The organism is Vibrio sp. 2433-A1 (assembly GCF_056726085.1).
Genome location: NZ_JBRESC010000015.1, coordinates 59333 through 84423, shown reverse-complemented (window position 1 = coordinate 84423; position 25091 = coordinate 59333). Strand labels below are relative to the sequence as shown.

At 44.1% G+C, this 25091-nt stretch carries 17 protein-coding genes; 8 read left to right on the top strand and 9 right to left on the bottom strand.

Translation table 11 applies throughout. The features are described from left to right. Positions 1-328 precede the first annotated feature (328 nt). The gene (locus tag ACU01J_RS15640) at positions 329-1330 is read left to right on the top strand and encodes a LacI family DNA-binding transcriptional regulator (RefSeq protein WP_481086552.1); all 1002 of its coding nucleotides are present in this window, start codon (positions 329-331) and stop codon (positions 1328-1330) included. A 231-nt stretch (positions 1331-1561) separates the two neighbouring features. Here the strand turns inward: ACU01J_RS15640 and ACU01J_RS15635 are convergent, their stop codons facing one another. After that, the gene (locus ACU01J_RS15635; RefSeq protein WP_481086551.1) at positions 1562-4174 is read right to left on the bottom strand and encodes a cellulose-binding domain-containing protein; all 2613 of its coding nucleotides are present in this window, start codon (positions 4172-4174) and stop codon (positions 1562-1564) included. 458 nt (positions 4175-4632) lie between these two features. Between ACU01J_RS15635 and ACU01J_RS15630 the strand changes: the two genes are divergently transcribed. The 5 genes from ACU01J_RS15630 (at position 4633) to copI (ending at position 12091) form a co-directional block, all read left to right on the top strand. Next, on the top strand, positions 4633-5106 hold the full coding sequence (locus ACU01J_RS15630) for a hypothetical protein (protein ID WP_481086550.1): 474 nt from the start codon (positions 4633-4635) through the stop codon (positions 5104-5106). 162 nt (positions 5107-5268) lie between these two features. Further along, positions 5269-6588, top strand: coding sequence for a TolC family protein (locus ACU01J_RS15625; protein WP_481086570.1), 1320 nt, complete (start codon positions 5269-5271; stop codon positions 6586-6588). A gap of 15 nt (positions 6589-6603) precedes the next feature. Continuing rightward, the gene (locus ACU01J_RS15620) at positions 6604-8316 is read left to right on the top strand and encodes an efflux RND transporter periplasmic adaptor subunit (protein ID WP_481086549.1); all 1713 of its coding nucleotides are present in this window, start codon (positions 6604-6606) and stop codon (positions 8314-8316) included. Then, on the top strand, positions 8313-11456 hold the full coding sequence (locus tag ACU01J_RS15615; protein WP_481086548.1) for an efflux RND transporter permease subunit: 3144 nt from the start codon (positions 8313-8315) through the stop codon (positions 11454-11456). The genes ACU01J_RS15620 and ACU01J_RS15615 overlap by 4 nt, the downstream gene beginning before the upstream one ends. A gap of 65 nt (positions 11457-11521) precedes the next feature. Further along, positions 11522-12091 (top strand): copper-resistant cuproprotein CopI, encoded by a 570-nt coding sequence (gene copI / locus ACU01J_RS15610; RefSeq protein WP_481086547.1) that lies wholly within the window; start codon positions 11522-11524, stop codon positions 12089-12091. 31 nt (positions 12092-12122) lie between these two features. Here the strand turns inward: copI and ACU01J_RS15605 are convergent, their stop codons facing one another. Then, entirely contained in the window at positions 12123-12551 is a 429-nt protein-coding gene (locus ACU01J_RS15605; protein WP_481086546.1) for a hypothetical protein, read from the bottom strand. Between the two features lie 132 nt (positions 12552-12683). Further along, positions 12684-13040: a PilZ domain-containing protein gene (locus tag ACU01J_RS15600; protein WP_481086545.1), complete on the bottom strand. Its 357-nt coding sequence runs from the start codon at positions 13038-13040 to the stop codon at positions 12684-12686. Between the two features lie 228 nt (positions 13041-13268). Here ACU01J_RS15600 and ACU01J_RS15595 point away from each other — a divergent pair, with 228 nt between their 5' ends. Then, positions 13269-14081 carry a fumarylacetoacetate hydrolase family protein gene (locus ACU01J_RS15595; protein ID WP_481086544.1) on the top strand — a complete coding sequence of 271 codons (813 nt, stop codon included), beginning with the start codon at positions 13269-13271 and terminating at the stop codon, positions 14079-14081. A 60-nt stretch (positions 14082-14141) separates the two neighbouring features. Here ACU01J_RS15595 and ACU01J_RS15590 read toward each other — a convergent pair whose 3' ends face one another. The 4 genes from ACU01J_RS15590 to tssI are packed head-to-tail and all read right to left on the bottom strand — an operon-like array spanning position 14142 to position 21498. Further along, positions 14142-15239, bottom strand: a complete 1098-nt coding sequence (locus ACU01J_RS15590) for a hypothetical protein (protein WP_481086543.1) — start codon at positions 15237-15239, stop codon at positions 14142-14144. Between the two features lies 1 nt (position 15240). Continuing rightward, positions 15241-18540: a toxin VasX gene (locus ACU01J_RS15585; protein WP_481086542.1), complete on the bottom strand. Its 3300-nt coding sequence runs from the start codon at positions 18538-18540 to the stop codon at positions 15241-15243. Next, on the bottom strand, positions 18537-19412 hold the full coding sequence (locus ACU01J_RS15580; RefSeq protein ID WP_481086541.1) for a DUF4123 domain-containing protein: 876 nt from the start codon (positions 19410-19412) through the stop codon (positions 18537-18539). Before ACU01J_RS15580 ends, ACU01J_RS15585 begins: the two co-directional genes overlap by 4 nt. Next, complete coding sequence (tssI, locus tag ACU01J_RS15575) at positions 19405-21498, bottom strand: type VI secretion system tip protein TssI/VgrG (RefSeq protein ID WP_481086540.1); 2094 nt, start codon at positions 21496-21498, stop codon at positions 19405-19407. Before tssI ends, ACU01J_RS15580 begins: the two co-directional genes overlap by 8 nt. 394 nt (positions 21499-21892) lie before the next feature. On the opposite strand from tssI, the gene rarD reads away from it, so the two are divergent. Further along, a complete protein-coding gene (rarD, locus tag ACU01J_RS15570; protein ID WP_481086539.1) occupies positions 21893-22783 on the top strand; it encodes an EamA family transporter RarD in 891 nt (296 codons plus the stop codon). Positions 22784-22837: 54 nt separating this feature from the next. Here the strand turns inward: rarD and ACU01J_RS15565 are convergent, their stop codons facing one another. Both ACU01J_RS15565 and ACU01J_RS15560 read right to left on the bottom strand, forming a co-directional pair. Further along, positions 22838-24256, bottom strand: coding sequence for a basic amino acid/polyamine antiporter (locus tag ACU01J_RS15565; RefSeq protein WP_481086538.1), 1419 nt, complete (start codon positions 24254-24256; stop codon positions 22838-22840). 485 nt (positions 24257-24741) lie between these two features. Beyond that, entirely contained in the window at positions 24742-24963 is a 222-nt protein-coding gene (locus tag ACU01J_RS15560) for a hypothetical protein (protein ID WP_481086537.1), read from the bottom strand. Between the last annotated feature and the right edge of the window lie 128 nt (positions 24964-25091).

Sequence of the window (25091 nt, the reverse complement as noted above, 5' to 3'; positions counted from 1 at the left end):
ATTTGTTTGAAGGCAGTGAGTTTGTAAGCAGCGACGATCAATTCGCCGCGGGTATTCATTACTACTTCTGATAACAGCATCCAGCGGTTTTGGGAACGCTGCTTGATGCGTTTATCGCAGACGCCATCCAATCAAGCCTTACTTTATGGTAAGGCTTTTTGGTTGAAACACGTCTTTTGGCCACTGTGCTCTTTTTGGGTTAACCCAAATGACAAAACCAAAACCTTTTCCAGCCTTTATTTAACTGAAAGATTACTATTTATGTAGATGAATACGTACCTATTTATGGTAATCTATGCGCAGTTTAACGTCGTATGAATCTGCACACATGTCTGCTGAAAAACAAACCGTCACATCCAAAGACGTCGCCAAATTGGCTGGTGTATCTCAATCTACTGTTTCACGCGTATTTGTTCCTGGAAGCAGCGTCTCTGAAAAGACAAAGACCAAGGTATTTGAAGCGGCAAAAGCACTCAATTATCGCCCAAATGCATTTGCACGCAGCTTAACAACCAATGAATCGAAACTTATCGGCTTGGTCTTTCCCGACGCCGACTACCCTATTCATATGAAAACCCTCCAGCTCATTTCAAGTGAATTGCAGAAGCAAGGTTACTCGGCGGTGTTGATTCCATGGCAAGTGGATGATGAAGACAACCACTCAATCCCAAACATCTTCCAATACCGCGTAGATGGTGTCATTGCCGCTTCCGCCACCTTCAACAAGTCACTGTATGAAGAGTGTGAAGAGTTCAATATCCCTATCGTTCAGTACGCACGAGTCGTCGAAGGTACCAAGAGCAGTTACGTTATCAGCGACAACTACGAAGCTGGTCAACAAGCGGCGCAACTGCTGCACGAGCGTGGCGTGAAAAACGCAGTTTACCTAACGGGTGAAGTACCAACCTTTACCAATGACGAGCGTCAAAGCGGCTTCAGCTCAGAGTTTGAAGACTTAACGGGCAAGACGCCACGCATCATAGAGGCGAGCTACGACTACGCAAGTTCACTGGATAAAGTGCGTGCTATGTTAGCAGACAAGAATCGCCCAGAAGCCGTATTCTGCGCTACCGACAACCTTGCAATGGCAGTAATGGACATTGCACGTATTGAGTGTGGTATTCGTATCCCTCAAGATCTGAAAGTCATCGGCTTCGACAACATTCCACAAACTGAATGGTTGAGCTACCAACTGACTACTTTCCGCCAAGACTTCCGTCGTCTTGCGCGTGAATCTGTAAAAATTGTCGTTGATCAAATCAACAACAAAAACAGCAGCTTGGTAAAGATGATGGTGCCCACTAAATTGGTAAAAAGAACTACTGCATAATTCGGAACGATAACAGATACTTCGGAAAGTATCTTGCTTAATGTTTCAGCGGCTTTGTTGTTTAAATTGAAGGAACCATCCGCGAAGCTTCAAGCACTAAGTGAAGGAACAGAGATCGCACGAAACGAGCTAGCCAATCAATAAACTTCACTTATATTCGAAAATAACAAAGCTCCCTAACTTAGGGAGCTTTTTCATCACATCTAGCCTTAGATGTTTATTAAGCACTTCTTACTGAGGGTTTAGACCTAAAGTCTGAAGCACTAACTTAAAGTTATCTTGACGCTCTTTAACCGCATGTACTTCACCACTAATTGGACAGTGGCTATCAGGACAACCACGGTTTACGATGCCTGAAACTGCATCAATAAACGCCGTACCTTGTAGGCCACCATCAACATACTTCTTCAACTCAGTATGGTAGTTCCAATCTGCATATGGACCGCCTACATCATTGTATGTCTGAACCGATGATACCCAGTAGAATAGACCAGCAATCCACTTGATCTCTCTGTTCTCTTCCGAGCTACAAATCAAGCCAGGGTTAGAACAGAAATCTAAGTCCGCATAAAGCGGGTTCGCTGGTGGCGCTTCAACTACCGTACCATTAACCGTTGTACCAATAGTCTCAGGATCTACGTGTGAACGCCCCATGAAGTGGTTCAATGTACCAAAGTTCTGACGACCAGTGGTTTGGATTACACCACGACCCCACCAGCCACAGCCTTCAACGGTACCGTTCGTATCACTACCATCCCATATGAACTTACCTGCTTTCTGGCCTTCATAAACTTTACACTCATCACGCTCCCAAGCTTGTTTAGAGCTGTCTACGCTTGTTGGAACTTCCATACAGTGGCCGTCGTTTGTCCAACGACCAACGTTACCGTTAACTAGTAATCCTTTCTCAACTAGAACAGAGTCTGGTGCGGCAAACACCGGAGCTGGAGCTCCATACCATTTCGCATTGGTTAACGCTGTTACTTCCATTTTTGGATCGCGAGGACAAGAGTACGGATGATCAATACCTGTATTAGGGTCCATACCATAATCCGCATATTTTTGATCTAATTGACCACAGCTTGCTGTCATTGGGTAATTAACCGGAGCACCAAAACGCACTTCGGACCAATTGTTCTCATCACAAGCGTTGTAGCGAATTGTTTCTTGCATACTCTGCGCTAAGAAAGCTGCAATGGCGACTTTTGCGTAAACTGAATTCGTAGCATCATCTGCCGTGTCATCTAATAACCAGAAGGTATTTCCAGCTACACCCACGTTATGCATCGAGTTTAGACCTGCTAAGAAATCGGCCCACTTGTATACCGTAGATGGAGCCCATTGAGCTTGAGCGACTTCATACAGGAACGCTTGGTTGTTCATTGCATTTTCCGCACTTGCTAGCTCAGAGTTCAGTGATGCGATACGAGTCAAAGGACCGTTTTGCACACTTTCACCCACGTAGTACAAAGGCACTGTTTCTGTCTGGTAACGAGCGATTTTCGCATTTAGATCTACGCTATCTGTATCAAACAAGATAGCGAAGACATTACTGTGTGCCGCTTTACGAATATTACGGTCACCTGACGTGTTACCTAGGAAATAAGTCGCAGCTTGAGCCGTTGGAATAGAATCAAGTAACGCAGGTGTCTTGATGTGGTCAGAAACCTGTTTAACGTACTCTAACGCGTAATGCCACTGCTCATTGGTCAATGCTGCAGTCGTTGCTGATTTAGTAAACGCTACAAAATCGGCTTTGTTAAGTGAATCTGCCTTGTACAGCTCAAACGTTGACAACAAGTCTGCAGATGCACCAGAAGCTGCATTCCAAACTGCGCGCTTGCCTGAATGGGTGTTGTAAGCAAAGTCACCAATGCTTAATGTCCAACCAAACGTCGCTTGTGGAGCAAAAGTAGAAACGACAAGGTTGTGTGCTTGCGCCCAACCTTGAACATCATCAGTCAGAGCATTGATTGCATTTACATCAAGTTGGCTATGCGTACCCGTTGCATCGACTGCTGCTGTTAGAGCTTGTTTAACGGCAACCGCACCTAGCGCAGCGCCTTTATCAGCCGTTGCTACATCAAGTACATCACTGCTTAAAATAATAGACGTTGAACCCGCCGCGTCAGCCGCTTGAATCAAAGCAACAAACGCGTCAGTCAATTTCGCTACATCAGCAAGATCCTGACTGTTCGCAACACTCACATTTAAGGTTGATGGGGTATCGAAAGTCGTTGGCCCTGCAACCACAAAGTTACTTGGCCAACCTGCTACTTCAAGTCGCACTGGATCAAGAGGATTTGGTAATGAAAGGGCTGTCGTACCACCACCGCCATTAGAAGAGGTATCACAATCTAGATGATGTCCCCAACTGCTGTCACTACCAGGGATTGCAGATGTCCACCAGTTTGCTTTATAGGCAACATTTTCATTGACCATAATGTCGCCACCTGTGGCGTGGTCACCTTGCGTCCAGTTAGGATACACATTGAATTCCGCACACACGCCAACGCCTGGCGTAGGATCTGGTGTTGGATCTGGGTCCGGAATTGGGTCTGGAGTAGGATCAGGCGTTGGATCTGGATCCGGCGTTGGGTCTGGGTCTGGCGTTGGCTCTGTACCGCTTACCTGTTTCCAAGGAGAGTCCCACTCATTCGCATAGGTGTCTGTTGGACTTTGCCCCACATTAACCCACCATTTGGCTTCATAGGTATTTCCATCAATGGTTACTTGCGTACCACCAGCATATGATTTTGTTGCATCGTAAGGTTCAGCTGCAAACAAGTTGCCACTTAAAACAATACAAGCTAACGTGGCCGCCACCTTGTTCATCCTAAACATATCAGTTCCTTTCAGTTATTGATTTTCTATTTAGATTTCACGTTTTGTTTGATCATCCACTTATTGCGCGGATAAATAATCATCAAAAATCAAGTTAGCAACTCTTGGCTAATTTATCTGTCAGATAATAAAAAATCATACTGTTATGCGGTTAACATCACGAGAATCTATGATTCACCATACAACTTACTTATTTGGGAAAAACAACACATTTACAACATGAATGAGCATGGCAAAAATATAAGACATGCTGCTAGATAATTAATGTAACGAGTATATATAGGTGGTTGTTTTAAGAGAGGGTTATAAGTGTCTAACGCAGTAAATAGGTTCATCGTATTTTCATCCTGCACGCTATATTAGATATATATCGACAAAATTCACTCTAAATCGAAAAAACTGTTGACCTTACCCTTAGGGTAGCCTTTAAAGTTCTACTCTGTAAACAAAGGTATGCAATGACTCATTCACTCAAAAACACAATGATTATGATGTTCAGTATCATATTGATGCTGATCTCTAGCTATGTGTCGAGTTCACCAGTGAAGGCGGTGAATAGTGTCTCTTTTGAAAATGTTACAGCAACAGACGGGCCTCACAGCCACCACTCTCAATTCATGCAAATGACCGAAGTGTCAGAACCAAAACGTACCCGCTCACAACATACTGACTGCATGTTGATGAATGAAGGTAGTGTTCCTCATTCAATGGTAAATAGTTCTCAACCTAATTCGAGCAACTCGGTACATTGCGGAGAAACCGATAGTGGTATGCACACTTGCTGTACGACCGTATGCTCTAATGCCTCCTACCCTATTCATGGTGCGCAACTCTTGAATGCGATTACACCATCATTAGCTCCACACCAATCGATCAAGATTGGTGATACAGTTACACGTCTTCAATCTATCTTACGACCGCCAACCGTTTAATTCCCAATTATCAATATCACTTCCCAAGCATGACTTTAATTAAATAAAGCCGCTGGGATAAGTCTATGCGTTTTCTAACGCCCTCAATGGATTATGATTGTGAACAATGAATTAAACGGCTTTGGTTTTGCGAAACCGATAAGCCTTTGTATCGCCGTATCAATCGCCGCGATACCTGCCGTCTCTTATGCAAAAGAAATGAAAGCTTCTACGAGCATCGCGGCGTCAACAAACCAGCTCAATGCACTGATTGAATCTGCGTTAAGCCAAGATGCTAGTCGAGCGCAATACACGGCTCAGTCACTGGCTATGACTGAATCGGGCGCCGCAAGCGCGACATTAATGGATCCAAAACTCAAGGTTGGATTCGGCGGGTTGCCTATCGACTCTTTTAAGTTTGACGAAGATCCAATGACCAATATATCGGTAGGCTTGATGCAGCAGTTCGAACGCGGCTCAACATTAGAGTTGAAACAACGCAAGGCGAATCAACAAGCAAGCGGATTGTCATTGCAAGCTTCTCTAAGAGAACGAGAAGTCGCCAGTCAAATGACGCAGCTTTGGTTGGAGCTTGGTTACCTGCAATACGCTAAGTCGATCATCGTTGAAAACCAGCGTCTAATGACTGAAATGGAGCAATTCGTGACAACCAATTACTCAATTGGTAAAAGCGAAGCTCAGGACCTGATCAATACTCAATTGCAGGTGAACAAGCTTGAAGAAAAGCTGCAACTCAACCATCAGATGCAAAGTCGTATCGTCACTCAGTTCTCTGAATGGCTTGGATCTAATTGGCTAGATAACAATCGTACTCTTTCAGCAAGCTACGCCCTAAATTGGCCCGCGCTAAACACGATTTTGTCATCACACGCAGGCACAGCTCAATACTATGACCAGCTTAACCAACATCCAATGGCACAAATGGCTGACTCCAACATTTCTGTTAATCAAATCCAAGTAGAAGTGGCAGAGCAAGCATACACACCGCAATTTGGGGTTGAGGTCATGTACGCCTACCGCCAAGCCAACAACATGATGGGTGAACCTGCATCTGACCTTGTGAGTGCTTACCTGACCATGGATATTCCTCTCTTCACGGGGAATCGCCAAGACAAAAACCTTTCCGCCGCGCAGCATCAGGTGGGCGCTGCAAAATATCAAAAAGATACTTTGCTCGCGCAAATGAACGCTCAAGTTAATGCGTTGATGAATGATCGCGTGAACCTGCAAGAACGCATCGAGCGTTATCAAGAGCGTTTGCTTCCTCAAGCGACGGCACGAACCCAAGCCGTCGAACGAGGCTACCAGAACAGTACCGCACAATTTGGTGATGTGATTACCGCATCAAATGATGAGCTTGCACTGCAGCTTGAAGTCGCTCGTTTAACGACTGACCTAAACATTACCAATAGCAAGTTAGCAGCGTTACTTAGCGGCTTCGAATACACAAGCCCTGAAACAACCCTAGTCCACAGCAAGTAAGAATAAGGATTTAATATGAGTACATTTAAAGTTGCGACGCTTGCGTTATTGGTGGGCGGTGCTGTTGGCTACGGCGCTAACTTTTATTTATCAGGTTCTGGACATACGATGCCAAACGCCTCATCAGGAGCGGCAACAAGTTCAGATGAGCCGTTGTATTGGGTGGCTCCAATGGACCCAAATTACCAACGAGACAAACCTGGGAAATCTCCAATGGGTATGGATCTGATTCCAGTTTATGCCCGTGACCTAAACGGTGACAACGATAAACCAGGAACAGTCAAAATTGCCCCTGCTGTAGAAAACAACCTTGGTGTAAAAACCGCTTTAGTGGCCAAAGAAGCGTTATCACCTCGTATTGAAACCGTTGGCTACATTGCCTTTGATGAAAGCCAATTATGGCAGACCAACGTCCGCGCTTCGGGTTGGGTTGAGAAGCTCAACATCAACGCAGTTGGTGAGAAGGTATCCCAAGGTGAAGTTCTGTTTTCGCTCTACTCTCCTGAGCTAGTCAAAGCTCAAGAAGAACTACTCAGCGCCTATAAAACTCAGCGTAAAGGCATGATTAAAGGCGCAACAGACAGATTGATTACCCTTGGCGTAGACCGAGTGCAAATACGCGCAATTACACGTCGAGGCAAAGCGTCTCAAACTATCGAAATCAAAGCTCCGGCAGATGGAATTATTGCTAGTTTAAACATTCGTGAAGGCGGTTACTTATCACCTGCGCAAGCCGTAATCAGTGCTGGCCCTCTTGACGAAGTCTGGGTAGATGCCGAAGTCTTTGAGCGCCAGTCTCATTGGATTAGCAAAGGTAGCCAAGCATCAATGACCTTAGACGCCATTCCGGGTGGAAACTGGACAGGTGAAGTTGATTACGTCTACCCAATTTTAGACCCTAAAACTCGCACCTTAAGAGTCCGTTTAAAGTTCCCTAACCCTAACGGCGAACTGAAACCTAATATGTTTGCTAACGTTGCACTGCTCCCTGTTAGTAACGAACAAGTACTGACAATTCCGCGCTCATCGGTTATCCGTTCAGGCGGAATGACTCGAGTTGTGCTCGCAGAAGGTGACGGTAAATATCGCTCAGCACGCATCGAGGTTGGCCGCGAAGCCGGAGAGAAGATTGAAGTGCTAGATGGCCTGCAAATTGGCGACAAAATAGTCACCGCAGCACACTTCATGCTCGACTCAGAATCAAGCCAATCGGCGGATCTATCACGTATCAATGGTATCGAGCCACCAAAAGAAACCGCATGGGCTAAAGGTGAAATCACCGATGTGATGCAAGGTCACCGCATGCTGACCATCAACCACCAACCGGTACCTGAATGGGATTGGCCGGGAATGGTGATGAACTTTACTGTTGCAGAGGAAGTGGATTTCACCCCATTTGCTCAAGGGCAAGCGATTGAATTTGAGATGCAGAAAACACCACAGGGCCAATACGAGATCGTTGATTACAAAATCAGTGATGCCGCTGTCGTTGCCGAAGTTTGGGCAACGGGTGACATCTCTATGTTGATGGCCGACTTTGGCATGATCACGTTAAACCACTTACCGGTAACCGAGTGGGATTGGGATTCAGGTGAGCTCAATTTCTCTGTTGGCGAAGAAATCAACTTATCAGGCTTTGAAGAAGGGCAAAAAGTTCGGTTTCTAATCGAGAAACAAGGTTCTGAGTACATCCTGAAGCAACTTGAGTTAGACGAGGGCCGAGTATGATTAATGCGATTATTCGCTGGTCGATCAACAATCGATTCTTAGTCCTTGTTGCGACCATTGCGCTGGTATTCGGTGGTTTATACAGCATTAAGAACACGCCGGTTGATGCGATTCCTGATCTCTCTGACGTACAGGTGATCATCAAGACTAGCTACCCAGGTCAAGCGCCACAGGTGGTTGAAGACCAAGTCACTTACCCACTGACCACTGCTATGCTCGCGGTACCTGGAGCAGAAACCGTCCGTGGCTATTCGTTCTTTGGCGACTCTTACGTCTACATCATCTTTAATGATGATACCGACATGTATTGGGCTCGTTCACGTGTACTGGAGTACTTAAGTCAAGTTGCGCCTAATTTGCCACCAAGTGCCAAGCCGACACTCGGCCCAGACGCCACTGGTGTGGGCTGGGTATACAGCTATGTGCTTCAAGACAAAACTGGTCAGCACAACTTAGCTGAACTTCGTAGTCTACAAGACTGGTTCTTAAAGTATGAGCTGCAAACCGTTGATGGCGTTTCAGAAGTCGCCACTGTTGGCGGTATGGTTAAGCAATACCAAGTTCAGATTGATCCAGCTAAGCTGCGCGCTTATGACCTAACGCTACAACAGGTCAACATGGCGATCCAAAACGGTAACCAAGAAAGTGGCGCATCGGTTGTTGAAGTGGCTGAAGCGGAACATATGGTCCGTACCACAGGTTATCTATCTGGTATTGAAGATATCAAAGCCCTGCCACTGAAAGTGACCGAACAAGGGACACCATTACTGCTTGGTGATATTGCTGATATAAACCTTGGCCCGCAAATGCGTCGTGGCATTTCAGAGCTTAATGGTGAAGGCGAAGCTGTTGGTGGTGTCATTGTGATGCGCTTTGGCGAAAACGCCAGTGAGGTTATTGCCAAAGTTAAAGACAAGCTCAGCGAACTACAAAACAGCTTGCCAGAAGGTGTAGAAATTGTCGCGACTTACGACCGTTCAACACTTATTGATTCAGCCGTAGAGAACCTATGGAAGAAGCTGACAGAAGAGTTCATCGTGGTTGCCATCGTCTGTGCACTGTTCTTATTCCATATTCGTTCATCACTGGTGATCGCGCTAAGTCTGCCAGTCGGTATTCTCTCTGCATTTATTGTGATGCATTGGCAAGGTATCAACGCCAACATCATGTCCCTTGGTGGTATTGCGATTGCCATCGGTGCCATGGTTGATGGCGCGATCGTAATGATTGAGAACGTGCATAAACATATTGAACGAACTCCTCTCAACGATAAAAACCGTTGGCAGGTGATCGGTAATGCAGCGCAAGAAGTGGGCGCACCGCTCTTCTTCTCACTGCTGATTATTACATTGAGTTTCGTTCCAGTATTCGCCTTAGAGGGTCAAGAAGGTAAGATGTTCTCTCCTCTCGCCTTCACTAAAACCTATGCGATGGCGGCGTCTGCCGGTCTAGCTATCACGCTTGTACCGGTGCTGATGGGTTACTTCATTCGCGGTAACGTGTTGCCGGAGAACAAAAACCCGATCAACAAAGGCTTGGTGTCACTGTATAAGCCTTTATTGAATCTAAGTCTGAAATATCCGAAAAGTATTATTTCGATTGCTCTAGTGTTAATGGCTTCGGCTTACTACCCAACCACAAAAATGGGTAGCGAGTTCATTCCGCCGCTAGACGAAGGCGACCTAATGTACATGCCGACCACATATCCGGGCATTTCGATTGGTAAAGCGCGTGAAGTTCTACAGCAAACCAATAAGTTGATCATGACCGTACCTGAAGTGGAAACCGCTTGGGGTAAAATTGGCCGCGCCGAGACAGCCACCGACCCTGCCCCCCTTACAATGATCGAAACTGTGATTCAGTTGAAACCACGTGACCAATGGCGTGACGGCGTCACAACAGAATCTCTGCGCAGAGAGTTTGATGAACTCGTCAAATTCCCGGGGCTAACCAACGCTTGGGTTATGCCAATCAAAACGCGTATCGACATGCTTGCTACCGGTATCAAAACGCCTATTGGTATCAAAATCGCTGGCCCTGACTTAAAAGTGATTGAGAAGATTGGTTCGGATCTTGAGCCTATTCTTAATGCGATTAACGGTACCGCTTCAGTCTACGCTGAGCGTGTTGCAGGCGGTCGTTATGTCACCATCGATATCAACCGCCGTGCAGCCGCGCGTTACGGGTTAAGCATCAAAGATGTTCAGCAAGTTGTCTCTACAGCCATAGGCGGAATGAACGTGGGTGAAACCATTGAAGGATTAGAACGCTACCCTATCAACGTACGTTACCCGCAAGACTACCGTGATTCTGTGGTCAAATTGCAGAACTTGCCCCTTGTCACACCAAATGGCGCGCGCATCTCACTCGCAGACGTAGCAGATATCCGCTACGAAGATGGTCCTCCGATGATCAAGACAGAGAACGCACGCCCGAATGGCTGGGTATTTGTCGATATTGATGGACGAGATCTAGGTTCATATGTTGAAGAAGCAAGACAGACTGTCGCTGAGCAGCTCGTCCTTCCTGCTGGCTATTCACTAGCTTGGTCAGGTCAATATGAATATATGGAGCGTGCTAAAGAGCGTTTAGGTGTCGTCGTGCCAATTACCATTGCCATCATCATGCTGCTGCTTTACTTCAGCTTCCGTCGCTTGGGCGAAGTAATGATCATCATGTTGACCCTGCCGTTAGCGATGGTCGGTGGCCTGTGGTTGATGCATTACCTTAACTACAATTTCTCTATCGCAGTGGGGGTTGGATTTATTGCCCTAGCAGGTGTCGCAGTGGAGATAGGTGTGATCATGCTGGTTTACCTCAACCAAGCCTGGCACTACACCAAACTTAAGGCAGAGGAAAGCAATCGAGCACTTGAGGGTCGTGATTTGACTGACTCGATTCGAGAAGGTGCAGGGCTTCGTGTACGCCCAGTGATGATGACGGTTCTTACCGTGATTATCGGCTTGATCCCTATTATGTACGGTCAAGGTACTGGCTCTGAAGTAATGCAGCGTATCGCCGCACCAATGATTGGCGGTATGGCTTCAGCACTGATGCTTACCCTACTCGTACTGCCTGCAATTTTTAAATTGTGGAAACAACGTGAACTTAAGGCTCACCAAAACACAACACACGACTAACTCAACACATTGGGGAATGCATTTCCCCAATCATAATTAATTCGCCGACTAGGTAAGGAACAACAATGAAAAAAACACTACTTGCAATCATGCTTTCTCTGACGACAACTGCAGTCTACGCAAACTCTGATCATTCAAACATGGATCACGGAAAAATGAACCATGGCAATATGGACCACGGACAGATGAATCATGGTTCTATGGATCACAGCAAGATGTCAAACAACAAGATGGACCACTCTATGATGAATATGGAAGGTATGTCTGATGTTGGTACGCCTGCTAAAGGGGCAAAACCAGACAAAGTGGTTCACGTAATCTTAGATGACGACATGACCATCAAGTTTAAGAAAGAGGTAAAGATTGAGCCAAACGATGTTGTCCAATTCGTTGTGATGAACAAAGGTAAGATTGACCACGAGTTCACCATTGGTTCAGCGAAAGAGCAACTAGAACATCGTGAAATGATGAAGACGATGAGCCACCACGCCCACGACTCTGGCAACGCAGTGACCGTCAAACCAGGCAAAGCAAAGCAGCTTCTGTGGCATTTCCACGGTGACAACAATGTCGAATTTGCTTGTAACATCCCTGGTCACGCAGAAGCAGGCATGGTCAAAAAGACTACTCTTTAATATCAATGAGGCAGCGAAAGCTGCCTCTTTTTCACTTTATTTGCGCAAGCTTTAGGTACGAGTGCAGCTCACCATTTTTCAGTTCAACTGCGGAGTGAATATTGATTTGGGCATTACCAATCACGGCTAAATTATACTTGTTGGAACCTTTGTGGATTTCAACCAGCAATACGCCATCATCCAGCTTCCATTGCCCCGTAGTTTCAAAACGGTCAAAAAGACGAAACTCTTCCAGCATCCCATTACTATGAAAAATTAACTCAGTTATGTAGCCGCCCGTGCAGGTTTTTATCCAGTGAGTGTTCTCTACATCTTCAATCTCAATATTACGCTTGCTGTCTAACCAACGCTGATACTCTGGTAAATTCACCAAACCTGAAGGTATATGTGGTATATCCACCAGCTCCTTGGTTTGGCACTCTCTCAAGTACAGCTGCTGTAACAACACGCTTTTGTCCATTGATTCGCTCCCTCTCTTCTAGTCTTGCTCTTATTCTCTATCAATTCCTTACATGAAGATCTTACATCCAGAAAAGAAAAAGGCCATACAGGGCCTTTTTAATAATATAGTTTGTACTTAGCGTAAGTAGCGTTAGGCGACTTCCTTCCTAAGTTTTTCAAAGAAGAGTGGGTATTTACTGCGAATAAAGCGTTGCTCATCGACCATAATTTTAAATGATGGGCCCTTTTTTAACTTAATAATAATTTCATCATTATCAAAGCGAAGTATAGCGCCCTCAATCTTTACAACGTTATCTTCATTGAGGTTAAGCACACCTTTTACCGACAGACCTTTATACATATTAGTGAAGTTATTAGAGACCATTCTAATGCCGCCTTCAGACACCTCAGTAACCTGAAACATCTCATCACCGAATCGAACAAAAGGCCTAGCTCGCTTAGGATACTTTAATCGGTAGTAGCGGCGTTTTTGTACAACGTCATTCATAGACTTAATCCCATTTCACACTGCATACTTGAAGCAGGTCATTCCTTTAGTATAGCTCTATCGTCTATAACATGGCGAACGAGCAATCAATTTACTGAATATATTACCTAAGTTATCGGAAAATTGTCGAAATTCTTCACTGTTATGTTAGGTTGAAGATCACGTAATACAGTCGCTAGCTTACTGAAAGATAAGATATACATACAGGTTCAACCAAGGAGCCCCCCCATGAATTTATGGCGTTATCTCATCTGTTTTATCCCTTTTCTCCCGTCATTAGCTTATGCAGAAATCACTCATTACGTTCGTTATCAGCACTTAGGCAAAGTCAGCTATGGCAAGTTGGTTGAAGATAAAATCTATCCACTCCAAGGCGATTTGTTCTCTTCCACGGCGATTTCACCTCATACAATTAATCTCAACGCGGTTACCTCATTGGTTCCGACCAAGCCAGAGAAGGTATTCGCCGTTGGGATGAATTACACCAACCATTTAGCCTCTCCTGCTAATCAACCGCCACCGATATTTTCTAAGCTACCCTCTTCATTAACTCTTTCAGGAGCGCCAATTAATGTCCCGCAAGGTGCTACTAATGTTCATTTTGAAGTTGAGCTTGTAATCGTGATTGGTAAGACGGTTAAGAACGCTTCTGAGCAAGAGGCCAAACAAGCGATATTCGGCGTCCCTGTCGGCAATGACATTACCGAACGAAACTGGCAAAGCAGCGACTTACAGTGGATTCGAGCTAAGGGCTCAGATCGATTCGGCCCTATCGGCAACAGTATTGCCGTGGGTGTGGATTACAACAATGTAGAACTCACCACTCGTCTAAACGGCCAAGCGGTACAGCAAGAAAACACTCGAAATATGATTCATAGCCCTGCCAAAGTAGTCAGCTACCTAAGCAAGCACTTTACCTTAAAGCCCGGCGACTTGATTTATATGGGCACACCGGGACAAACCAAAGCGATGAAAGATGGTGATGTAGTGGAAGTGTCGATTGAGGGGGTTGGGACTGTGGAGAATTTGGTTAGGTTTTGATGGTTCAGAGAGAGGAAGCTACCGAAAACAGCTTCCTCTTTTGGTAATACTAACCTGCATCTACGCAACAAGCTTTTGCAGAGTAGTTAAGTTCCCTCCTGCAGCATAATGCGCTTCTGCCGTAGCTTTTTGCTTACGTAATTCTTCGCTTGGTTTAGCCCATTCTTCTTTGGGTATTGCTTTAGACCACTCATCGACTTCTTTAGGGAATTTAGCCATCGATATTTTGCTGTCCCATTCTGAAACCAAGTAAGGTAACTTCCACAGACATAAAATATTAAACATGTAGTAGCCAAACATATTAAAGTATGAGGCAGTAGGGTCTGACATACTCATAGCAAAAACAGGTTTAGACCCATTTTTAAACTTCTGCTTGATCTGCAAACGACGTTCATCAAATGATTGTCGATTTTCATCTTTAGCTTTTTGGGCCCAATATTCAGACTCTTCTTCCATATAGCAGCGAATAATTTCCCACGCGCGTTGCCCTTCTTCCATAATCCCTACAGGCCTTTTAAACATCCAATAGTCTTTACCTGTCGAGTCGGGGAAAGCCATACCAAAAGTGACGTTAGATACAATAGCACTACCAGTAAAACCTTTATGCATTGATACCCATGAGACTGTTTCCTCCCAAGGTACAATTGTTGGCGTGTTACTTCCTTCTTCGAAGTAACAGACTTCTCTACGCTGTCGATTAAATCGGATCGGCTTATGACGTGCTTTTTTTAAAGAAGAATTGATTACCGCACTCCAACCAAAAATTGAAGGTAAAATGATAGCTAGAATCAAAGCCCACCAATCCTCTCTGATTGATACGGATAGTGCTTGAAAAAATCCTTGATATGCGCCTTTCATTGCATGCGCACTTAGCATCATAACAGACAATACTACGAACGCAGCAAGCACGACCCAAAAAATTACTAATTGAGCTTGAAATGCTTTTCCTTGGTTTGACTGGCCTACATCCATATACGTATCGTTAATTTCCACAATTTGGTTTGATTCACCTAAGCCACGAGGGCTAACTCTGGATGAAGGCAATGGTTTAGGAGAAAAGAATAGAGCTTCACCAAGAGGGAACTTACGCACCTCACCTACAAGAGGACGCTGGTCGTTTAAGTTAAAATCCTGTTCTACGCTTTGTTCTTTAGCCACACTATGCACCTTGTAGTTTCAGCTGATTTGTCGTTAGCGGTAATAAGTTATCGTGTACAATGGTTCTTACTTTTAGCATACCAACTTCACTCAAAAGCCCAAGCCGGTTCAAACTTGTAGTTTGGTAACGCACGACCGTTTTTTCTGATGAATCCGGTGTTGGAAGATAATGTAATTCTACGCCGATACCATGTTGAGCATTCGCTTCGCGTGGGAAAATTGGAAGTCCGATCTCAAGTGGCTCATTTGGTGTGCTCAAACAGACCCATTGCTGCCCAGCGGCTTCAGTCCAAGGCTTCCAGTTATTTCTTTGCTGATCAACAAGCCAATAAACTGCAATTTCAATTCCAGCATCATCAAGTTCATTGATAGTAATGCCTGGCATTTTCAATGAAAGAGCATTACCTTTTGGAAGCTGTTTAATTGACATAGTTGGTTTAGAACTTATTTTAGCCAGTTGCTCGTTACTTACTTGAAGAGAATTATTTTTTGGGGTATCCCCCCAAAGGCTATCTCTAAACCATTGCATATAGTCAGACAAGCTAAAGTAATTATATCCGGCCGTAACTCCAAGTTGAATTGCAGACACGAACAAGCCTATCATATTAACTCTGACACCAATCGAAAGAAGGCGGTTACTACTGTTTGCCCAGATAGCAGCTCTTGCAGCACTTTCTGTACGCATTGTAGCCCATCCTACTTGAGCGCTTTGGTATAGCCCGTAACCATTCACAATCGTCATACTAGATTCAGCAAGAAAGTCTGTACTATGTTTTAGTATTGACGCTGTTTCTCCTTTTGATAGCGCACCCACTAATTGACTGCCTGATTGATATGTTTTCATTGTTGATGACATCATTCCAAACAGATATGCACTACCACCTAGAGCAGCAGTCCAACGCCCCAAGTTAGCTCCGTAGGCTAGCTTTGAACTACTATGGCTGACACTGTTGAGCGCCGCTTTATCATAATTAGATCTCAAGCTTTGAGCAAAACCGAAAGTTGCACTTAATGCTGAAGTTATGTCTTTCATTAGAGAGATACTAGTCACGTTATTGCTAGATTCATTAGATAAGTCTGAGTAAGTACTAATAGCATTATATACTGCCAAAAAAGTGATAACGGCAGATAACCCATCCCAACCACTATGACTATTCCAAGCTCTAACTTTACTAACCGAGCGATAATCTGAAGCCATCAATTTTACATCAAGTTTTTGAGCTTCACTAAGTCCCTTTATGTAAAAGCCAGCTTTTTCTGGACCGTCACCTAATGGGGAGATAGAGCTATGAATCTTAGTTTCAAGCTTAGATAGTTCAAGTTGATTAGCTTTGTGACTTTCTTTAAGTTCATGTAAGTCTGGTTGACCAGTGTGCCCTTTCTTCCGGTGATCAGCCCATACTCGACGCATTGTATTTTTTAACGACGTATTTTCGTTGCGAATTTTAGACGCTTGTTTGGTAAGAAAATTAAACTTATGAAGCTCTTCTTCACTTGCAAAACCAAGAGTGATATCACTGTTTCTATAGGCTTTCAATACTCCTAGCCAAGCAGCGCCAGTATAGCTGCGTAACACTTCGTGAGGATTGAACTCCTGCACGTAACTTATTTTCTGAAAGAACGTGTCAATTGTATTTGTGAGACCAATGGTATTAGCAGGGATGAACGTTGAGTCAATAAGTTGAGAATAGCTACCCAATGTACCGTTCGTTTGGATTGATTCATGAGACCCGAGCTGCTCATTTATGATGTTATTAAGACTTACTCCAATAGCATTAATTTCCGCGAGATCTTTTTGATACTTCGCAATAAGCTTCGCTTCATTGATTTTCTTACTAATAGCTTCTGTCAATTTGTCGTATTCATCAACTGACTTCGTGAATAGAGCTCGATAAGTTGCGATCCAAGGCATTTCCTCTAATTTTTCAGCCACTAATTGGCTAGCCGCATCGTTCCAGCATATATCTTGAATACAGCTGTATTCAGCCGCTAACAGCTCCTCCAACTGTGAGTCTGTGGTCGAATCAAAGTACCAAGCAGCGGAGTAAAAGCGGGAAAATAACTCTATCCGGTCTTGAGAAATTGCATTAAGCCGCTCATCCCAATAAGCCAGTTTTTCTCTTTCTTGCTCAAGGAAATCCTCCATTGCAGCCTGATTTATTACATCTTTAATTCCTTGTTTTCCATTTGAACCATTCCAGATCTTCCATACAGGAACTCCGTATAGGTCATTGGCAAATTGCTCTTGGATGTCATGGATAAGATCTTTGTATTTCTCCATTTTTTCAGAGCCAAGAGCCTGCTCCATAAGCCGATATTTCTCTCCAACAGAGGGACGGCTAAAATCGTGGTATTTGTCGTCGTACTCTTGTATCCAAGCGACTACGCTTTCTTTTTGACTTGAATTCAGTTCGTTACTGAGCTTTTCATTCCCTAACATAGCTGCTAACGCATCAACTTTTTCCGGAGAAATCAGCAACTGGGTTTCGATATAACAGCCTTCGACATATTTTTGATACTGTTGCTCATCAGATTGCCAATCCTCTAAAGACTTAGCGACTAGCCCTTGGTAACTTGCCAAATCTCTTAAGACACCTATGTCATCATTAAGAACTAAGTAAAGGTGATCTTCTTGATATTCAGCGAGAACAGAACTATTGATAGCTGTGAAATCTGTTTCTTTAAATAGCGACTTATGTTCCCACTCATAAGGCTTGTACTCAACGTCATTATTGTGGGTACCTAGCTGCTCCGAACACTCTGCAATAACCTCCGATGCTTGTTTCGGTGTCAGCAGGTCATTTCCACCGTTAGTCGCATCAAAACTTGATAGGTTTACCTTTTGCATAAAACGCAATCTATCTTTATCTGAGCCTATCACTTGAGAACATTTTTTTGCTGTCCATTGAAGCTCAGAATAGGAGCAATAAATCACATCGCACCGTTCGAATACTAAGTTAGCGTCACCGACCGAATTCGTTCGTTCGTCACTATTTACTTCAGCATCTTGCCAAAGTAGTTTCGTGATTTTCCCATCCTCTACTCGATACTCGTGAAGAATCCACTGGCTATCAGTGTTTACCAAAACGTAGAGCCAACCATCACGGAGCAACCTAATGCCTAAAGGCTTCGAATGAGTCTCAAAAGGTAATTTTGTGTGTTCCTTTGCAGATAGTGTTTCGACTAAGCCATATCTAACCGGAACTAGTTGAATTTTACTTTTTTTAAGAGAGCAAGTACCCGCAGGGTCTTGAGCATCTTTTGTCTGACCCGTTTTAGCGTCATCATTTGGATTGCTCATACTTGTTTCTCCTGAGTAGTTTTTTGATTTGAGTAAACTAAGGCGAGCTCGGAAGCCGCTTCAATTCTTTGAGATGGCGTTTGCTGAGATGGCATTTCGATTAATTGATAAATGTCCGGGTAAACTTCTGGGTCTCGGAACTTATCCTCCCCCAAGAAACCTATAATATTCATATACATTAAGAGGTCACGTTCCGAAGTAAAACCTTTGTCATACGCTGTTAAAGCATGTTGGTTGACCCAAGATGTACTATCGGTTTGGTTGTCTAATAAGGCTGGAAACCACTTCAAAACATGCTGGGATAATTTCTCAATCGTCGTATCCCAAGAAACTCTCCCGAGCAATGCCCATTGTTCGTCAGAAACCTTTAGTTGCTCACGGTGAAACTCTAAATCTGGAGACTTTGCGCTCTTCCAACCTTTACGAGTCGGAATCCATACTTTCGATACTTCATTCCAGAACTGAGGTGTTTGGGTAGCATAAAAAACCCAAGCACATTCCGAGTTCGCCATCTTGATATAAATCTGACTCCCGTATGGCGACTCTGCAATAATCAGCTTTCTATAATTTTCGCAGATAACATCTAGAGCTTTGCTCGAGGAAATAAAATACCCAGCTAATGAATTATTAAGCTCAAAAAACCAATCCCGAACACTCTTTGAAGCTTGTACAATATAGGGAGAAACTTCGATAAGCTGATCATACGGTGCCTTCATATAGATAGGCTCTATATGAAGTGGGCCATCTAAGGCATAAAGTTTTGAAGCTAGTCCCTCAATTTGTGCCCCATCAACAACAAGGTATAGTTGCTCATCTTTCTCCAGCTCAAAGCTAAATCCCGCTTCTAAAAACGATTCGTTTAAATTATCCATTTTTACTTAGCTCTTCACAGACTTCACACACTGGATCCACCCCTTTTAAAGCCTCTACCTGTCGACTTTTCAATAGAGGGCTCATTGCATTTTGTGTTGACGTAATCTGTAATGGAGTTGCCTCCTCCGGCGTAGCCAACGCCTCCAACCCCATCGGCATTGCTGGGGCTAAGCCACCAAATCCGCTGCCGCTGCCTGCGCTTCCGCCAGAGTTCATATTGATTGCTGGACCCACGACATGAACGCCACCAGCATCAAGTTTCACAAAGCTTCCACCAGCTTTGATGGTGATTCCGCTACCTGCATCGAGAACAATCTTGTTGCCTGCTTTTAGGTGTACTTCAGAACCTGCATCGATTGCTGTTTTGCTTTTCACTTTTTGCTGAAGTGCTCCGCCAATGGTTACGGATTTATCGGCGACGATCTTTTCTCGCAACTCACCTTGAACCGTTGTGTGACGATTGTTTTTAGTCAATTCAAAGCTGTCGTTATCAACCTTTAAATAATCATCACGTTCAATTTTGGTCACATGATCATTTTTAATTTCTACATCCATGTCTTTTTGCGCATGGAGGTAAACACGTTCTTGGTCAACCTGATCTTCAAAACTCAGCTCATTAAAGCCTTGGCCTTGATAGGTCTCAGTTCTTATTGCTGTTTTGGTTTTGTTATCAGGTAAAGGATAAGGAGGTATATTGACTGCGTTGTAGGTTCTACCAGTAATGATCGGTTGATCAGGGTCGCGATTAAGAAAAGAGACGATCACTTCTTGGCCTACTCTTGGTATCGCTACGTTACCGAACTGCGACCCTGCCCACCCTTGAGAGACTCGAACCCAGCATGAACTGTGTTCATCAGCGTTTGAATAACGATCCCAATCAAAGTGGACTTTTACGCGGCCCTTATCATCACAGTAGATATCTTCCCCTTCAGGGCCCACTACCGTTGCTATCATTGGGCCATCAACGCTCGGTTTAGGCGATGGTTGCGCTTGCCAAACTGTGTCTGCGGGAATCACTTCAATATGATTGAAGTAACTGGTTTCTCCAGTATTCCCTTCTTCTTCCAGTGCTTGAGGCTGTGTACCAAAGTGATGGCTAGAGACGATGACCCACTCTCGGTTTACTGTAGCGTCGGGATGATCTTGTAGCTGAAACTTTTTACCTGACAATAGCGAAGCTTGGTTACTTTCGCCTAGCGCAATTCGCGTATTTCGACGCAGAAACTCTAATCGTGCCCTATTTATCTGCTGACCTAAAGCGTCGCTTTTAAACCTTCCTGGAAAGTCGAAATGTTCATAAACATCCGCTCGCTGAGCACCCAACTCTTTACCCTGCTGTTGCTGCGCAAAGTCATACGCTGGCTTTTTGAAACTGTAGTCTTGAAGCTCACTGTGGCTGACGCCGACTGTTGATTGAGTCGAGAAAGTTTTGATATAAGGCAGCTCAACGATTCCACCACTCAAATGAACATAAGGGACCGGTTGCTCTATCGCGATTAAACCATCGTTTGCATCCGTAAAGAGCAGTGTGTGTTTACTTTGCTCGTGGACAAAGCTATAACTCAACCCTTCTTCTGCGGCCAGTCTGTGTAAAAAATCCAGATCAGACTCTCGATACTGAGCGACAAATTCTCTCTGCACGTACTCATTCTTTAATACAAAGGCATAGTCAACGACCTCCATCTCTTGAAGTAAGATTGAGATAATTTCAGGGGTCGTTTTATGCTGGAAGAGTCGAGAGTTACGACGCAGAGATAGGCGCTCTAACGCTGGCACCATAGTTAACTGGTAAAACGTGTGATGATGCCCGGTATTACCCTTGCTAAATTGGCGCACGATACCATTGATTTGCTGGACAACCAGACCATCTCGCACTAGTTCAAAGTCGACAGAACGATCAATGATGTCGCTTGGTACCAGATCGGATTGCCTGCTAGCGAGCTTAAACTCGAATCGAAACCCGTTACACACCGCGCCATTACGGTCAGTGGAACTTGATATGCTATCACTGCCTGAATACTCGATAACGCGTAGAGTATCGTGTTCAAACCCATCGATATGAATATTCAAGTTGAGCGTTGGCATTATCAAAGTCCTTATGGTTACCTTTCAGGTAGACAACATTGTGAACAGCATACGAAGCAAACTTAATACCAACCAATTAAACCAATAAATACAGCAACTTAATTTAAACTTAATGTTCTTAAAGCGAAAAGCCGCCTCATACGAGCAAACTTTTACTTGCGAACGTCTCATTCTAAAGATTCTTACCGCCACCAAGTCGTACTGACTCCTGGTAAATGTCCAGTTTTCCGCCACTAAGCGAACGCTAATTTGCGCGAATCAATAGAGTTCAGCAATGACAAGATTGACTGGAATAAGCGGTTGGTATGCATGTTTTAAAACGCCATATATTCACTTTACTTTTAGAGCAAGTCGGCATAAATTCCCCTCAATTACTTAACCTTTGAGAGTCATTATGTCTGAGCAACGTTTAGGCAATGGGATGGCTGCCTTCTCCTTCCTTCTGTGGGGTCTACTTCCCCTCTATTATCAATTTTTGCCAAGTGCAGCTACCGATGAGCTATTGGCAGTAAGACTGATTGCTTCTGTACCATTTGGGGCCGTAATCGTGTTGCTGATCACCAAACGTTTACCGGATTTCAGTGTAATTTGGGCAGATAAACGCTCACTTATATACTCGACCATTGCGTCACTAATGATGTCTATATCTTGGTGTGCGTTCACTTGGGCTATGACCCATGATCGAGTAATTGACGCAAGTTTAGGTTTCTTTATCAGCCCTATCACTATGATGGCCCTTGGCGTATTTTTATTAAAAGAGTCGCTATCTTTTGGTAAAAAGGTCGCACTTGTACTCGCGTGTATTGGATTAAGCTACCAAATTTTTCACTATGGAGAAGTACCTTATACCGCACTAACAATGGCGATATTCTTCACTTTTTATGGTTGGTGTAAGAAGAAAGCTAACTATGACTGGAGTACAGGGCTATTTGTCGAGGCTCTTGTGTTGTTGCCATTGGCGCTCGGTTATATCTTGCTGAAAGAACTGACAGTGGGTACCGAGTCATTGCATTCAGGCGCAGTTACTTTTGCTTTATATATCGGTGCGGCTCCGGCGACACTATTGCCTTTAGTGTTCTACTCCATTGCGATTCGCCTCACGACCATGTCGACGATTGGACTGATGCAGTACATCGAACCGACTATCCAGTTTTTCTTGGCGATATACTTATTTGGAGAAGCGTTTGATGAAGTGAAGCTCGTCAGCTTTAGTTTCATCTGGGCGGGTTTGATATTTACTATATTAGACAGCTTAAGATACCGTTACACTGCCAAATATCGATAAGTTGTTATCCAAATAAACAAAGCCCCCGACAAATAGTCGGGGGCTTTTTTGTGATTAGAAGCTTACGCTCAAACTGCCCTGCCAAATCATTCCTACGGTAACAATCGCGACGATTCCTAGCATTCCAGCTCCAAATTTTTCTTTGCCTTCGAAAGGGTTAACCCCCTGCTCTTTCTTCGCTTGGATGTAGAAACACAGCCCTGGTAAGTAAAGCAGTGCTGAGAGGAGTAAGTAATTAAGGCCTGACGCATACAGCAGCCAAATTCCGTAAACCGTCGCTCCCGCACCAATCAGTAGTAAGCTACCTCGATTCTTCTCTTCAATTGCGATCTTGAGAACAAAAGCGCCAACAAGGAAATAAGGCACTAAGATCATTTCTGAGGCGATAATCAATAAAGTATCGTAAGTGCTCCCTGCAAACATGACAAAGATTAGCGAAATTTGAATCCACACGTTGGTCAAAGTTAACGGTTTAACTGGGCTGCCCACCTTGTTAAGCTCAGCGTACTTTTTCGGGAACATCTTCTCTTTCGCACATAGGTATGGCGCTTCTGATGCCAGTACCGTCCAGCTAAGAAACGCACCACAAACCGAGATCAACAATCCAACACTAATGATGTATTGTCCCCACGGGCCAAGGATGTGCGTCAGTACTTTCGCCATTGAAGGGTTCTGGTAACTCGCAAGTTCAACCGGTTTTACAACCCCCATCGATAACAGGGTAACAAACACGTAAATCGAGAGTGCAGTTAGCAGGCCAAGTATGGTTGCGCGTCCGATATCTTTACGGTTACGAGCTCGGCTAGAAACAACAACGGCTCCCTCAATACCGATAAACACCCATACCGTCACTAGCATGGTGCTTTTTACTTGTGACATAAGATCGTGACTTTCACCGAAGTGCAGACCTGTGAAATCTAACGTAAACGTATTCCAGCTAAAAGCGAACAGTGCAGCGATAATAAAAATAAGTAACGGAACCAACTTAGCGTAAGTGGTCACCATATTAATTAATGCAGCAGTTTGTACGCCACGTAACACCAGTGCATGCACCATCCAAAGCAAGCACGATGCTCCAACGATCGAAATCAGTGTGTTTCCCTGACCAAAGATGATGTTATCAGGTGTATCAAACAACATGCCTAAAGTACTAAACACAATAACCAGATAAGAAACGTTGGCTAACATTGCGCTGAGCCAATAGCCCCACGCAGAACAAAAACCAACGAAGTCGCCGAAGCCTTCTTTCGCGTAACCAAATACGCCGCTATCGACATGAGGGCGATGCATCGCGAGCTTTTGGAAGGAAAGAGCTAAAAAAATCATGCCAACCCCCGTGATCGTCCAACCAAGGATCACGGCGGCAGGGCTTGCCACTGAAGCCATATTTTGTGGCAAGCTAAATACACCAGCACCAATCATTGAACCAATGACGATCGCTGTTAAAGAACTCAAGCCGAGTTTGTTGTCCATTATTATTTCCGGAGTTACCGTTCAGGAAGGTGCAATATTACGCCTAAATGTGATTGATAGTTAGAGCCTGTGTGAGCTATATCGCGTACATCTAAAACGAATCTTCTATTTCATTGTCACCGATCAATTCATGCTACACATTCTAAGTCTTTTGGTCTTAAAAATTAATAGGAAACATTACGAAAACTCCACACAAATCCAAAACAACAGATACTTACACCAACAAACAAAAGACAATAAAAATATTAACCTACCTAAAATTAACGGCGTAATTACGATTTCAATAAAAAAATATGCAATATAGCTGAATAACTCGCATAAAACAGAACTTGGTCTAAACTTACTTTAGTGGCTGAGACGCGATAACAACCGCTCTGAGTATCCATTACTTCCTGTTTGTACGGTCGCTTTATGCGGCCATTTTTTTTGCCTATTACAAACGAGAAAGGCAACCCAATGGCTGCCTTCTTACTGTGTTTAATATTCTAGTGGTTAGCAGTGTCATCTCGCTGCCCAAACTCTGCTTGCTGGTAGATATCTGCAAGCGTTCTATCTTTCCTAGGCTTTGCACTCTTTGATCTTGATGCGTGCTGACTATCTTGGCTATGTATTGCCTTTTCGTGCGCCTTAGCTGATTGGATAAAAGCTGGATCGGCCAAAGCTTGTTGGCGTAGGCGGTTAACGCGTTCAATTGTTTCTGACAACATAGTACACCTCCAGTTACCTGTATCTATATCCAGTATAGTTAGGTATAAGTTTACGTCAAGCACTTTACTGTATATAAAACCAGTTACAATCCGTAACTCTCTGATAGGAATAACCTTACCCCATTATT